The organism is Pseudoclavibacter sp. CFCC 11306 (genome assembly GCF_008831235.1).
GTDB lineage: Bacteria > Actinomycetota > Actinomycetes > Actinomycetales > Microbacteriaceae > Pseudoclavibacter_A.
In genome coordinates this window covers 182416-194881 of the sequence record NZ_WBKF01000002.1, presented here as the reverse complement: position 1 = coordinate 194881, position 12466 = coordinate 182416, and the positions used below count along the sequence as shown (strand labels likewise).

At 66.8% G+C, this 12466-nt stretch carries 14 protein-coding genes; 8 read left to right on the top strand and 6 right to left on the bottom strand.

Going from position 1 to position 12466, the window contains the following annotated elements:
* Nucleotides 1–83 precede the first annotated feature (83 nt).
* The 3 genes from F8O09_RS07700 (at nt 84) to F8O09_RS07690 (ending at nt 2840) form a co-directional block, all read left to right on the top strand.
* Nucleotides 84–584 (top strand): flavin reductase family protein, encoded by a 501-nt coding sequence (locus F8O09_RS07700; RefSeq protein WP_158054723.1) that lies wholly within the window; start codon nt 84–86, stop codon nt 582–584.
* A 127-nt stretch (nt 585–711) separates the two neighbouring features.
* Nucleotides 712–1191, top strand: a complete 480-nt coding sequence (locus F8O09_RS07695; RefSeq protein WP_192497617.1) for a MarR family winged helix-turn-helix transcriptional regulator — start codon at nt 712–714, stop codon at nt 1189–1191.
* 95 nt (nt 1192–1286) lie between these two features.
* Nucleotides 1287–2840 carry an MFS transporter gene (locus F8O09_RS07690; RefSeq protein WP_225732939.1) on the top strand — a complete coding sequence of 518 codons (1554 nt, stop codon included), beginning with the start codon at nt 1287–1289 and terminating at the stop codon, nt 2838–2840.
* Here the strand turns inward: F8O09_RS07690 and F8O09_RS07685 are convergent.
* Nucleotides 2819–3088, bottom strand: a complete 270-nt coding sequence (locus F8O09_RS07685; RefSeq protein WP_158037049.1) for a glutaredoxin family protein — start codon at nt 3086–3088, stop codon at nt 2819–2821. The two genes, F8O09_RS07690 and F8O09_RS07685, sit on opposite strands and share 22 nt — an antisense overlap.
* An 80-nt stretch (nt 3089–3168) precedes the next feature.
* Here F8O09_RS07685 and F8O09_RS07680 point away from each other — a divergent pair, with 80 nt between their 5' ends.
* Nucleotides 3169–3873: an HAD family hydrolase gene (locus F8O09_RS07680; protein ID WP_158037048.1), complete on the top strand. Its 705-nt coding sequence runs from the start codon at nt 3169–3171 to the stop codon at nt 3871–3873.
* 119 nt (nt 3874–3992) lie between these two features.
* Here F8O09_RS07680 and F8O09_RS07675 read toward each other — a convergent pair whose 3' ends face one another.
* Nucleotides 3993–4091 carry a 30S ribosomal protein bS22 gene (locus tag F8O09_RS07675; protein WP_003792170.1) on the bottom strand — a complete coding sequence of 33 codons (99 nt, stop codon included), beginning with the start codon at nt 4089–4091 and terminating at the stop codon, nt 3993–3995.
* A gap of 86 nt (nt 4092–4177) precedes the next feature.
* The gene (locus F8O09_RS07670; protein ID WP_158054719.1) at nt 4178–4681 is read right to left on the bottom strand and encodes an ArsR/SmtB family transcription factor; all 504 of its coding nucleotides are present in this window, start codon (nt 4679–4681) and stop codon (nt 4178–4180) included.
* Nucleotides 4682–4841: 160 nt separating this feature from the next.
* Here F8O09_RS07670 and F8O09_RS07665 point away from each other — a divergent pair, with 160 nt between their 5' ends.
* Nucleotides 4842–6293, top strand: a complete 1452-nt coding sequence (locus F8O09_RS07665) for a TrkH family potassium uptake protein (RefSeq protein WP_158030342.1) — start codon at nt 4842–4844, stop codon at nt 6291–6293.
* The gene (locus tag F8O09_RS07660) at nt 6286–6954 is read left to right on the top strand and encodes a potassium channel family protein (protein WP_158030343.1); all 669 of its coding nucleotides are present in this window, start codon (nt 6286–6288) and stop codon (nt 6952–6954) included. The genes F8O09_RS07665 and F8O09_RS07660 overlap by 8 nt, the downstream gene beginning before the upstream one ends.
* Before the next feature lie 52 nt (nt 6955–7006).
* Here F8O09_RS07660 and proC read toward each other — a convergent pair whose 3' ends face one another.
* On the bottom strand, nt 7007–7942 hold the full coding sequence (gene proC / locus F8O09_RS07655; RefSeq protein WP_158054717.1) for a pyrroline-5-carboxylate reductase: 936 nt from the start codon (nt 7940–7942) through the stop codon (nt 7007–7009).
* Between the two features lie 58 nt (nt 7943–8000).
* Between proC and F8O09_RS07650 the strand changes: the two genes are divergently transcribed.
* Nucleotides 8001–8984, top strand: coding sequence for a cation diffusion facilitator family transporter (locus tag F8O09_RS07650; RefSeq protein ID WP_158054715.1), 984 nt, complete (start codon nt 8001–8003; stop codon nt 8982–8984).
* A 41-nt stretch (nt 8985–9025) separates the two neighbouring features.
* On the opposite strand, the gene F8O09_RS07645 is transcribed toward F8O09_RS07650, so the two are convergent.
* On the bottom strand, nt 9026–10432 hold the full coding sequence (locus tag F8O09_RS07645) for an MFS transporter (protein WP_158054713.1): 1407 nt from the start codon (nt 10430–10432) through the stop codon (nt 9026–9028).
* Between the two features lie 71 nt (nt 10433–10503).
* Between F8O09_RS07645 and F8O09_RS07640 the strand changes: the two genes are divergently transcribed.
* Complete coding sequence (locus F8O09_RS07640) at nt 10504–11406, top strand: LysR family transcriptional regulator (RefSeq protein WP_158054711.1); 903 nt, start codon at nt 10504–10506, stop codon at nt 11404–11406.
* A 112-nt stretch (nt 11407–11518) separates the two neighbouring features.
* On the opposite strand, the gene F8O09_RS07635 is transcribed toward F8O09_RS07640, so the two are convergent.
* Nucleotides 11519–12382, bottom strand: a complete 864-nt coding sequence (locus tag F8O09_RS07635) for a universal stress protein (protein ID WP_158054709.1) — start codon at nt 12380–12382, stop codon at nt 11519–11521.
* Nucleotides 12383–12466: the final 84 nt, after the last annotated feature.

Sequence of the window (12466 nt, the reverse complement as noted above, 5' to 3'; positions counted from 1 at the left end):
TGTGCCGATCAGATGACATGAGCCCGGGCACGGCAGAGCAGCCGTTCGCCACAGCAGGCAGACGTGTTACGAAGGAGCCACTCATGACCGACCTCGTCCAGGGGTTCAAGAACGCCTTTCGCCGGCATCCCGCCGGTGTCGCCATCGTCGCCGCCGAATCGGCCGACGGACGCTTCGGGCTGACCGTCTCAAGCGTCGCCTCGGTCTCGGTCGACCCGGTGGCCCTCGTGTTCTCGGTGACGAAGTCGAGCGGGTCGGCCGGGCAGATCATCGGCGCCGATTCCTTCGTCGTGCACCTGCTGGGCGAGGGGCAGGCTGACGTGGCCGACGCCTTCGCGCGCAGCGGCGAACCCCGCTTCACGCCCGAGCAGCACTGGGGCACTCTGCCCACCGGCGAGCCGCTGCTGCTCGACGCCCCTGTGGCTCTGCGCAGCCGAGCACTCGACACGCTCACTGTCGGGCGATCGCAGCTCATCGTGGCCGAAGTGCTCGACGTGCACGAAGGCCCAGAGTCCGGGCCGCTGATGTATCGCGATCGACAGTACTTCACGCTCGCCGACAGCGCAGCGGTCACACGAGCCTGAGCGCGGCACGCCCGCTCTGAGGTGACGCGGGCGCCGTGAGACCTGCCGAAACAGAGGTGACACGGCGACGTGAGACCTGCCGCGGTAATTAGTTGCATTCTGCAACCAACTATCTATACTGATGTTCGTGCAAGACCAGACCGCCATCGAGCTCGTGAGTGAGACCGCTCGATTCATCCGCAACGCCCGTGCGGTGTCGTTCGAGGCCACTAAGGCAGGCGCGCTGAACGTTCCGCTCAGCCTGGTGCTCGAGGCACTGCTGAATCACGGCAGCTGCCGTGCCGCGCAGGTCGGCGAGCAGATCGGCTTCACCCCGTCGGTGTTGAGCAGGCACATCGCCGAGCTCGAAGAGCACGGTCTCGTCGAACGCGTCGCAGACCCAGACGACGCTCGTGCACGTATCGTGACGATCACCGAGCACGGCCGAAAGCGCCTGCACGAGTCGCAGCAGCTCAGAGCGCGACGGCTGATCGACCGCATCGGCGTCTGGGACGAGGTGCAGGCTGCCGAGGCGGTGCAGGCACTCGGCCTGCTCAGCGACCGCCTCGAACGAGGCGCCGCAGACGCGCGCTCAGACGACGACGCACACCCAGCTGGCGGCAGCTGATTCGCCCCGCCGCCCCACCATCCACCACGTACCCTTGAACCGAGGCCTGTTTGTCCCCCGCATCCAACACACCTGACAGCTCTGCAGCCGCCCCAGTGCCCGACAGCGCCACCCAGAATCTGACGTTCAGGCAGGTCGCGAAGGTCATCGTCGGTCTGCTGCTCGCGCTGTTCACGGCGATGCTCAGCACGACCATCGTGGCCAACGCGCTGCCGCAGATCGTCGGAGACCTGCACGGCTCGCAGTCTCAGTACGGATGGGTCATCACCGCAGCTCTGCTCGCAAACGCCGCTTCGACTCCGATCTGGGGCAAACTCGCCGATCTGCTGAACAAGAAGACGCTGGTGCAGCTCGCGATCATCATCTTCACGATCGGTTCGGTCGCCTGCGGGTTCGCCCACGGAATGCCCTGGCTGATCGGCGCGCGTGTGCTGCAGGGCCTCGGCATGGGCGGTCTGATGGCCCTCGCTCAGGCGATCATCGCCACGATCACCCCTCCGCGCGACCGCGGCCGCTACACCGGTCTCATCGGCGCGGTCATCGCCGTCGCGCAGACCAGCGGCCCCCTCGTCGGCGGTCTCATCGTGGACAGCGCGCTCGGCTGGCGCTGGACGTTCTTCGTGTGCGTGCCCTTCGCGATCGCTTCGCTGGTGCTGCTGCAGTTCACGCTGAAAGTGCCGAGTGTGCGCACCGGCCCGGTGCACATCGACTGGGCCGGCTCGCTGCTGCTTACCTCAGGCGTCAGCGTGCTGCTCATCTGGGTCTCGTTCGCCGGCCCTCGGGGTTCGTTCGACTGGGTCTCGCCGGCCTCGTTCGCCATGGTCATCGGCGGTGTGCTGCTGCTGGTCGCCACGCTCTTCGTCGAGTCGAGGGTCGCCGAGCCGATCATCCCTCTCGGGCTGCTGCGTGACCGGACCACGGCGCTTGTGCTGATCGCGTCGATTCCGATCGGCGTCGCACTGTTCAGCGCATCGACCTATCTGGGCGAGTACTTTCAGATCGCTCTGCAGCAGACCCCCACAGCCGCCGGCCTGCTGCAGCTGCCGATGGTCATCGGCATGATCACCGCGAGCATCAGCACCGGCGTGCTGATCAGCCGAACCGGCCACTGGAAGGTGTTCCTCGTCGTCGGCAGCCTCTTGGTGACGACCGCGCTCACGATGCTCACCTTCACCACGCACGAGACGCCGATGTGGCAGACCGGATGCCGCATCGCGGTGCTCGGCCTCGGCATGGGCATGCTGATGCAGAACCTCGTGCTCGTCGTGCAGAACACCGTGAGCGTGCGCGACGTCGGTGCGGCCAGCAGCATGGTCGCGTTCATCCGCACCTTCGCCGGTGCGACCGGTGTCGCCGTCTTGGGCACCGTGTTGTCGAACCGAGTCGGCGATCTGGTCAGCAGCGGCTTCGCCGCCTTGGGACCCGGCGCTCAGGCGGCAGAGGCGACGTCAGGCGCGCCGTCCGGTCTCGACCTCTCCCAGCTGCCGGACTTCGCCCGCGACATCGTCACCAGCGCCTATGGCGACGCCACCGGCCGCATCTTTCTGATCTCTGCCTGCCTGTCCGTGCTCACCGTCATCGCAGTGCTGTTCATTCCGAACCGGCCGCTGCGCAAGACCCTGGACATTCAGGAGTCTGAGACGGCCTGATCGATCTGCGACCGCAGCCGCGCCGGGTCGACATGCCACTGCGCGACCTGTCGGTCGCCGATGAAGACGACCGGGATCAGCTCGCCGAAACGCCTCTGCAGGTCTGCGTCATCGAGGATGCTCCGCTCTCGCAGCGTGACCGGCTCGCCTGCCTCTCGCGCCTGAGCGATCACCTCTGCGACGATCGTGCGGGCGTCGTCACAGAGGTGACACCCGGGTTTGCCCAGCAGCAGCACATCGATGGTCATGTCTCGATTCTAGGAATCTCGGCGAGTCATCGAGGCTCCGACACGTCTCATCTCGGCGCAGGCAGGTAGGATATGCGGTGATGTCATCCGCCTCCCCTTCTGCCGAGATCGCCGTCTTCGACCTCGACAACACCATCGTGCGCGGCTCCGCTGTCTTCCACTTCGGGCAGGGTGCCGTCAAGCAGGGTGTCATCCGCTATCGCGACATCTGGTCGTTCGCCTGGCAGCAGTTTCGCTTCTCGCACCGCGGCGAGAACACCGGCAAGCTCACCGACATCCAGGATCGCGCGCTGGGCATCGCCGCAGGGCACCGTCTCGACGACCTGCGTGCGCTCATGCCGTCGATCTACGGCCGCTACATCGCCAAGCGCATCTGGCCGCAGATTCCCGGCCTGATCGCACGCCACCGGGCGGCAGGTCGCGACGTCTGGATCGCCACGGCATCCCCCTCGCTCATCGCCGACTACATCGCCGAACGCCTCGGCTGCACCGGCGCCATCGCCTCGCAGCTCGAGCTCACGCCGACGGGCGAGCTCACCGGACGCTTCGCCGGCCCGGTGCGTCACGGCGGGCAGAAAGCGGTCGCCGTGCGCGCACTTGCCGAGGCCCACGGCTACGACCTCGCCGACTCGTACGCCTACACCGACTCGATCAACGACCGCGCCCTGCTCGAGCTGGTCGGACATCCGGTCGCTGTGAACCCAGATGCGCAGCTGCGCACGCTGGCTCTGCAGAACGGATGGAGCATCCGCCGCTTCACCCGACGCCAGCGCCCTGACGCGTGACCGGGCACGCACACGCCGGCGCACACGAACAGGGCACGAAGAAGGGCGCCAGGAAGGAATCCTGACGCCCTGGTCAACACGCGTTCGCGCGGTCGAAGACCGTTCGCGAACCCTGCGACCTACTTCTTGTTGCGACGCTGGTGGCGCGTCTTGCGCAGAAGCTTACGATGCTTCTTCTTAGCCATCCTCTTGCGGCGCTTCTTGATCACTGAACCCATAGGGAAACCTCACTGAATGTTCTGGTCGGGTGCCGACCTTTTGCTCAACCCGGTTATTCTACCAGCAGCTGCACGCCGGCACTACCTCAGCGGCGGCCGAACGCCCGGCCGACCCGCCGCGCACCGGCGATGAACGGCCGCGCGACCGCTGCGGCAACCTGACCGAGCGTCTGCGCCACCCCGCGTTCGATCGGGTGCTCTGGTGTGCCGAGACGCGCGGCCAGCGGGTCGTCGTCTTTGAACTGTGCGCCGTCGGTCGGGCATGGGGATGCCCCCTCGCTGCTGCCGGTCGCCCCGACGGTCACCGTGGCCAGGCCCGTGGGCTCGGGTTCGGGGTAGAACTCGTCGATCCACTCGCGCACCGGATCGAGCGCTGTGACATTGATGCGGTACAGCCGCCGCTGGCCGTCTTCGCGCACCTCGACGAGGTCGTGGTCGCGCAGCACTCTGAGGTGTTTCGACACCGTCGGCTGGCTGACCTCGAGCTGGTCGACCAGCTCGGAGACGCTCAGCTCCGCTCCCGCATCGTGGAGGGCTTGGAGGATGCGTCGGCGAGTCTGCTCGCTGACGGCTTCGAATACCGAGCTCATGCCCTCTAGGCTAGCCAATCGGCCGCGCATGCGACACCGGTCTGCGCGCAGACCCGACGAGGCAGCTCCACCGACCATGCAGGAGGCACGCACCCTACCATGAGAGATAGGCTGGAGGGCATCGGCGAAGTGCGGCCGATCACGAACCACGGGAGCAGAAATGGCCGCTGAAGTCGGCATCGGTGCGGGGCAGACACGTCTGCGTCGCCTGACCGACCGTCTCAAGACCTATGCGGGGCGCTCTCCCTCGCGTTTCGCGATTCTGGCGTTCACCTCGATCATCTTCATCGTCACACTCGTGCTCAGCACGCCGATGGCCAGCGCGAACGGCACGTGGACCCCTCTGCACGAGTCGCTCTTCACGGCGACGAGCACCGTCTGCGTAACCGGGCTCGCGGTCGTCGACATGGCCACGCACTGGTCGCCGTTCGGCAATGCGGTGATCCTGATCGGCGCGCAGATCGGCGGCATCGGTGTGCTGACGATGGCCTCGATGCTCGGCATGGTGGTCACGCGGCGCCTCAGCCTGCGGCAGCGGCTCATCGCGGCGAGCGACACCAACCCGCTGCGCACGCACGCCGGCCCGGTCAGCGAGGGTCAGGCCATCCGTCTCGGCGAGGTCGGCGGGCTGCTCACCACCGTGCTCTTCACGTCGCTGATCGTCGAGTTCGTGCTGTTCATCGGCATCCTGCCGAATCTGCTCATCGGCGGCGCCTCGTTCGGCACGGCGGTCTATGACAGCGTCTATCTCTCGGTGAGCGCGTTCAACAACGTGGGGTACACGCCCTTTCCCGAGGGTCTGGCCGCTCACGAGTCGAATTCGTGGCTGATGGGGATGCTGGTGTTCGGCGTGTTCGCCGGCTCGCTGGGATACCCGGTCGTGTACACCATCATGCGCAACCTTCGGGCTGTGCTGAAGCGCAGCACCCGTCACCCCCATTGGAGCCTGCACGTGCGGCTCACCCTGGTCGCCACGGCGGCCATGGCGCTGCTCGGAACGCTGGCGTTCTCGCTCTCTGAGTGGAACAACCCTGAGACGTTCGGCGACAACGTCGCATGGAGTCGACCCTTCGAAGCGCTGTTCTACACCACCATGACCCGCTCGGGCGGCTTCGCGCTCTTCGACCCGGCCGAGCTGAACGACTCCAGCCTGCTGATGAGCCAGCTCTTCATGTTCATCGGCGGCGGCTCGGCCTCGACGGCCGGCGGCATCAAGGTGACCACCGTCGCCGTGCTGCTGCTCGCGGCCCTGGCCGAGGCGCGCGGACAGGGCGAGATCCAGGCCTTCGACCGTCGCATCCCCAACGACGTGCTGCGCGTCGCCGTGAGCATCGTGCTCTGGGGCACGACGATCGTCCTGGCCTCGACCATCGCGATTCTGCCGTTCACCGATCGGCCGCTGGCCGATGTGCTCTTCGACGTCATCTCGGCGTTCGCGACCTGCGGGCTCTCCACCGGCGTGACCCAAGAGCTGCCCACCCCCGCGATCGTGGTGCTCTCTGCGACGATGTGGGCCGGCCGTGTTGGTACAGTGACGTTGGCGGCGGCGATCGCGTCTTCATCGCGTCGCCAGCTGTACAAGCACCCAGAAGAGAGGCCGATCGTTGGTTGAGAGAATCGCCGTCGACGCACCAGTGGCCGTGATCGGTCTGGGGCGGTTCGGAGCCGCCACCGCCGGTCAGCTCAACCGACTCGATCGCGAGGTCTTGGCGGTCGACACGAACCCGTCTCTGGTGCAGAAGTGGTCGGAGCGCGTCACGCACACCGTCGAGGCCGACGCCCGCAACCCCGAGGCGCTCAAGCAGATCGGCATCGGGCACTTTCAGATCGTGGTGGTCGCCGTCGGCACGCTCGAGGCGAGCGTGCTGATCACCGCGAACCTCGTCGACCTGAAGGTGCCGCAGATCTGGGCCAAGGCGTCGACGCAGTCGCACGGCAAGATCCTCGCGCGCATCGGCGCCAACCACGTCGTCTACCCCGAGGCGCAGGCGGGCAATCGCGTCGCGCATCTGGTCAGCGGCCGACTCCTCGACTTCATCCAGTTCGACGACGACTTCGCGATCGTGAAGCTGTACCCCCCGAAGATCATCCGCGACAAGCCGCTGGGGCGCTCGATCGTGCGGTCGAAGTATCATGTGACCGTCGTCGGCGTGAAGTCACCGGGCAAAGAGTTCACCTATGCGACCGAGAACACCGTGATCACGAATCACGACCTGGTGATCGTCTCAGGCCGCGTCGCAGACATCGAGCGCTTCGCCAACCTCGACCGCTGAGCCCGACCCCACACGGCTCGGCCCGGCTCCAGGCCCGAGCCCACGGCGGGCGTCAGGCGTTCTCAGCCGCCATCTCCTGCGCCCGATCGATCGCCGCATGCAGCGCCTCGGTGAGGTTCTCGACCTGACCGCCTCGCGAGATCACCGCGAGCGCCTCCTGCGTCGTGCCGCCCGGGCTGGTCACCGCGATGCGCAGCTGTTCGGCGGTCTGCCCGCTCTCGTCGAGCAGACGTGCGGCACCGATCACGGTCTGATCGGCGAGCAGCCTGGCCTCGTCGGCGGTGAAGCCGATGTTCTGCGCCGCCTGCTCGAACTGCTCGACGAACGCGAACAGGTAGGCCGGCCCCGACCCCGACACCGCTGCCAGGTCGTCGATGCGCGACTCGGGAATCTCGAGCACCGCGCCCACCGTCTCAAACAGCGACTTCACCAGCATCCGCTGTTCGTCGGTGGCGCCGGGCCCGGCGGCCAGCCCCGTCACCCCAGCGCCCACTCGGGCCGGGGTGTTCGGCATGGCGCGAAAGACCGGCGTGCCCGACGGCAGCGCGCCGGCGATGGAGGCGATGGTCACGCCCGCGGCAACGCTCACCACGATCGCCCCCGGCGCGAGATCGCCGCGAATGTCACGCAGCACCTCTGAGACCTGGTACGGCTTCACGCCCAGCACGACGATGCCCGCCCCGCGCACCGCCGCCGAGTTGGCGTCGGCCTCGCGTTCGCCGCTGAGCGCATGCAGGCGGCCGCTGTACTCGCTGGCCAGGGCGTCGGCCTTCGCCGCAGAGCGATTGGTCGCACGGATGCCGTCGTCGGCTCCGTCGGCCACGGGGATACCCGAGGCGATCAGGCCGTGCAGAATGGCGCCGTTCATCGAGCCGACGCCGAGAAAGGCGATCGCGGGGAACGCGTTCGGTGCAGCCGCCGACGGCGAGCCGGCGTCAGCTGCGACAGCGGATGTCGGATGCAGGTTCTCAGATGCGCTCTCAGTCATGGTCGTCAGTGTAGTAGCGTGCGGGTCCGCAACGCAGCGCGACGAGTATTCTGAAGGGATGACAACGAACGCGTCAGCTGCGACACCCGCTTCTGCCAGCACACCCACCCCGGCCAGCACACCCGGGCCACGGCAGGAGGGCACCGGCGCGATCATCGCGGCGCTGCTGGCCAACTTGGGCATCGCCGTCACGAAGTTCGTCGCCTACCTGATCTCGATGTCCAGCTCGATGCTCGCCGAGTCAGTGCACTCCTTGGCTGACACCGGCAACCAGCTGCTGCTGCTCGTCGGCGGGCGCAAGGCGCGCCGCGAGCCCACGCCCGAGCATCCGTTCGGCTTCGGGCGCGAACGCTATGTCGCCGCATTCGTGGTGTCGATCGTGCTGTTCAGCCTCGGCGGTCTCTTCGCCGTCTACGAGGGCTTCGAGAAGATCATGCATCCGCATCCGCTCGACAACTGGTGGCTGCCGATCGCGGTGCTCGTGGTGTCGATCGTCTTGGAGTCACTCTCGCTGCGCACCGCACTGCGCGAGTCGAAGGCCGCACGCGGCGACAGCAGCGTCTTGGAGTTCGTCCGGCGTGCGAAGGCCCCGGAGCTGCCCGTGGTCATCCTGGAGGACACCGCCGCTCTGACCGGGCTGGTTCTCGCCCTGTTCGGCGTCGGGCTCACTGTGCTCACCGGCAACGGCGTCTGGGACGGCGTCGGAACGATCGCCATCGGCGTCCTGCTCATCGTGGTGGCGCTCGTGCTCGGCGCCGAGACCCGCAGCCTGCTGATCGGCGAAGGCGCGACCGACGCCGACCTGAACCGCATTCGCACCGCAGTGCTGGCAGGTGACGATGTCGATCAGATCATTCATCTGCGTACGCTCTACCTCGGACCCGATGCGCTGCTCGTCGCGATGAAGGTCGCGGTGCCTCCGACGGAGTCGGCGCGCGAGCTGGCTCAGGCCATCGATGCGATCGAGGGGCGCATTCGCGCACAGGTGCCGATCGCCACGACGATCTTCATCGAGCCCGACATCCTGCGCACGGCGGCATAGCGCCCAGCCGTTCCGGCGTCTTGCGGCAGGTTTCATCCGTCTCACCGAGACGCAACCGAAGCGGTTCGGCGCCGTCGACGAGCGCTCAGCGCGAACGCCACGCTGGCCACGAAGGCCAGCGCCAGCACGGCGATGCTGAACTCTGCCGAGCCGTCATAGCCGGAGGGCTGCGCGAAGCTCTCCCCATTCGCCGTAGCCATGATGAGAAAAGTGACGCTGAGCGCACTGCCCACGGCATACGCGACACTGCGGTTCAGCTGATATGTGCTCATCGCGCTGCTGGTCTCTGCAGGCGGAACCCCATCGGCGATCTGCAGCGGATTGATCGCGTAGACGAGTCCGACGCCGAGTCCGTTGAGCGCCATCGCGATGATCAGCTCCGGATACGTGGAGCGCGCGACGAGGAACACCACATACGATGACAGCGGGAACAGGCACCCCAGCGCGACGATGATCTCGTGCGAGAGATGTCTGGTCAGCATGCGCACAAGGCGCGAGGCCATGAAGCTCGCCAGCGAGAACGGCAGAAGCAGCAGCCCGGCGGTCAGGATCGTCGCGCCGAATCCGTAGCCGGTCGACTTCGGAGCCTGCACCAGACGGACCACCAGGGGCGCCAGAGGGTAGAACCCGATCGCGACCAAGACCACTGTGACATTCGCACTGACCACGGCCGGGCGTCTGAACATCCGCAGATCGATCAGAGGATGCGCGGCGCGCAGCTCCCAGAGTGCCCAGACCGCCAGCAGAGCCAGAGCGACGATCGCCAGCATGATGACCGGCACCGATCCCCATCCCCACTCGTCTCCCTCGGAGAGCGCCACCAGCGCCAGGGTCAGTCCTGCCCCAAGCAGGGCAGAGCTGACGAGCCCCACGCGGCTCTGTCCGGCCGCCGTGGCAGGAAGCACGCGGATGACCGCGACCAGACACACCGAACTGAGCACGGCGACGAACCAGAAGGGCGCAGCCACACCGCCGAGTTCGGCGAGCGCACCCACGACCGGGTATCCGATTCCGATGCCCACCGCCGTCGTGACGCCGATCGTCGCGATCGCACTCGCGCGACGTTCCACGGGAAGATCGTTGCGAGCGCTCGCAAGCGCCAGCGGGACGAGTCCGAGTCCGAGCCCCTGGATCGCACGCCCGAGCAGAAACACGGGGAATCCTGCAGGAAGAGCTCCGAGCACACAGCCGACAGTCATGCCTGCAACCACGCCGATTGTGGTGGCCCTGTGTGCCGGACCCGACCCCAGCCTCCCGATCACCGGCGTGACGACTGCACCGACGAGCAACGTGATGGTCAGCGCCCACTGTGACTCCGACAGCGAGACGCCGTAGTGTTCCTGCACCGCCGGCAGCAGCGGCGTGCCCAGGCTCGCGACGGAAGTGGAGAGAACGGCCAGGAAGATCAGGGTCGCCTGAAGCCCTTTGCGAGAGTGTCCAACAGTCATGCTGACAATGGTCGACCCAGTCAGCGAATACTTCCAATACTTATATCGTCTCGGAAATATAATGCACAGTTATGGAGCTACGTCATCTGCGATACTTCGTGACCACGGCGGCCGAGGGAAATGTGACTCGTGCGGCCGCAAAGCTGCATGTGACTCAGCCGGGAGTCAGCGCCCAGCTGCGCCAGCTCGAACGTGAGCTCGGCCAGCCGCTGCTCGATCGAGTGTCACGCGGCGTACGCCTCACCGCCGCCGGCGAAGCCTTCCTGCCTTATGCGCAGGCCGCTCTCGATGCCGCCGAATCCGGCGCTGCGAGCGTGTCTGCCGTGGCCGGTCTGGTCACGGGACACCTCACCATCGGCACGATCTCGACCATCAGTTCCGCCTCCGTCGATCTGCCCGCGCTGCTTGCCGCCTTCCGTGCCGAACACCCCGATGTCGACATCACACTCCACGAGCTGACCAGCGCCCAGCTACTCGACGGATTGAGCCATGCGCGCCCGGAAGTCGGGCTCGTCGGGCTGGGATCCGCCCTGCCCGGGGACAAAACTGCGACACTGGAACTCGCCCGTGAGCAGCTCGTCGCCGTCAGCTGCGGCTCTCCGCTCCGCGCACAGCTCTCAGTGCCGCTGAACGCGCTCGTGGATCAGCCGCTCATCGTCCCCAGCGCCGGAACCGGGCTCCGGGATCGCCTGGACACGGCATTCTCAGATGTCGGAGTCCGGCCGCACATCGCCTTCGAATCAAGTGACCCCGATCTCCTGCTGCGCCTCGCCCTCGCCGGGCTCGGTACGGCTGTCGTTCCGGAATCAGTCATCCTGCGGTACCGCGGCAGCAACCTCGCCGTCAGAACGATCACACCTCGCATCGACGGCGCCATCGGACTCGCATGGAGCACGGCTCGTACGCTGACTCCGGCTGCCCGCGCCTTCATCGACCTCACCCGTCAGTCGCTCGGCACGGCGGCAGAGGGTTGAAGACCGCTCAACGCCAGACGCAGAACGGGCCGCCCCACAGCTGTGGGGCGGCCCGTTCTCTCAGCCGACCTGTGCCGGCCGGCCCTGTCGACGCTTAGACGCGAGTAAACGCCTACTTCTCGAGGTTCTCGTCGGCCCGGACGATGATGACCGGCGACGGAATGTTGTTCAGCACACCGTGGCTGACAGATCCGAGGAAGAGACGGGTGAGGCCCTTGCGCCCCCGGTTGCCCACGACGAGCAGCGCAGCATGCTTGGCGGCCTCGACGATGCCGCGCACCGGCTCGGCCTCGATGAGCTGCGTCTCGATCTTCAGGTCGGGCAGCATGCCTGACACGAGGTCTTTCGCACCCTGCAGCACGGCGCGCGACTCGTTGCGCACCTCTTCGATGATCTGTGCGCTCCATGCGACATCGGTGGCCGGCATGGCGGGAATCGTCCATGCCGAGATGATGTGCAGCGTCTCGCCGAGCGAATCCGCAGCCCGAGCCGCATATTCGAGGGCGACGTTGCCCGTGGGGCTGCCGTCGACAGCGACGTAGACCCCGTGGCGCTCGCCCAGATCATAGGTGGGCACGACGGCGACGGGCGAATGCGCAGACGCGGCCAGGCGGATCGGCTTCGACCCGAAGATCACGTTCGGCAGCTTGCTGCCCTTGTGCGTGCCGACGACCATCAGCTCGGCGCCCTTCGACTCCTCTTCGAACACCGCAGTGGGCGTGCCGGGAGCGAGGTTGGTGGTGTAAGTGACATCGGGTGCGACGGACTTCGCGTATGCGACCTCCTGATCGAGCAGCTTCTGCCCTTCAGCAAGAGCCTCGCTCTCGAACACCGGCGTGTCAGAGAACGGGGTGAGGTCGATCACGTAGAACAGCTCGACCTCGGTCTTCGCGCGCTGGGCGTAACCGACACCCCAGCGCAGCGCTGCGCGAGCCGGTTCTGAGCCGTCGACACCGATCACGATCTTCTTGGTCATTCTGGCCTGCCTCCTCAAGGTTCGGCGGAGCCAACTGCCCCCGCCTTCACTCTCAGGCTACCTGTTTCCGCCGCGGCATTGAGG

Coding starts and splice junctions, on each gene's coding strand:
- F8O09_RS07645 (WP_158054713.1), bottom strand. CDS start 10,432: ATGACTGTTGGACACTCTCGCAAAGGGCTTCAGGCGACCCTGATCTTC.
- F8O09_RS07650 (WP_158054715.1), top strand. CDS start 8,001: ATGACAACGAACGCGTCAGCTGCGACACCCGCTTCTGCCAGCACACCC.
- F8O09_RS07640 (WP_158054711.1), top strand. CDS start 10,504: ATGGAGCTACGTCATCTGCGATACTTCGTGACCACGGCGGCCGAGGGA.
- F8O09_RS07675 (WP_003792170.1), bottom strand. CDS start 4,091: ATGGGTTCAGTGATCAAGAAGCGCCGCAAGAGGATGGCTAAGAAGAAG.
- F8O09_RS07635 (WP_158054709.1), bottom strand. CDS start 12,382: ATGACCAAGAAGATCGTGATCGGTGTCGACGGCTCAGAACCGGCTCGC.
- F8O09_RS07670 (WP_158054719.1), bottom strand. CDS start 4,681: ATGAGCTCGGTATTCGAAGCCGTCAGCGAGCAGACTCGCCGACGCATC.
- F8O09_RS07685 (WP_158037049.1), bottom strand. CDS start 3,088: ATGACCATCGATGTGCTGCTGCTGGGCAAACCCGGGTGTCACCTCTGT.
- F8O09_RS07665 (WP_158030342.1), top strand. CDS start 4,842: ATGGCCGCTGAAGTCGGCATCGGTGCGGGGCAGACACGTCTGCGTCGC.
- F8O09_RS07700 (WP_158054723.1), top strand. CDS start 84: ATGACCGACCTCGTCCAGGGGTTCAAGAACGCCTTTCGCCGGCATCCC.
- proC (WP_158054717.1), bottom strand. CDS start 7,942: ATGACTGAGAGCGCATCTGAGAACCTGCATCCGACATCCGCTGTCGCA.
- F8O09_RS07680 (WP_158037048.1), top strand. CDS start 3,169: ATGTCATCCGCCTCCCCTTCTGCCGAGATCGCCGTCTTCGACCTCGAC.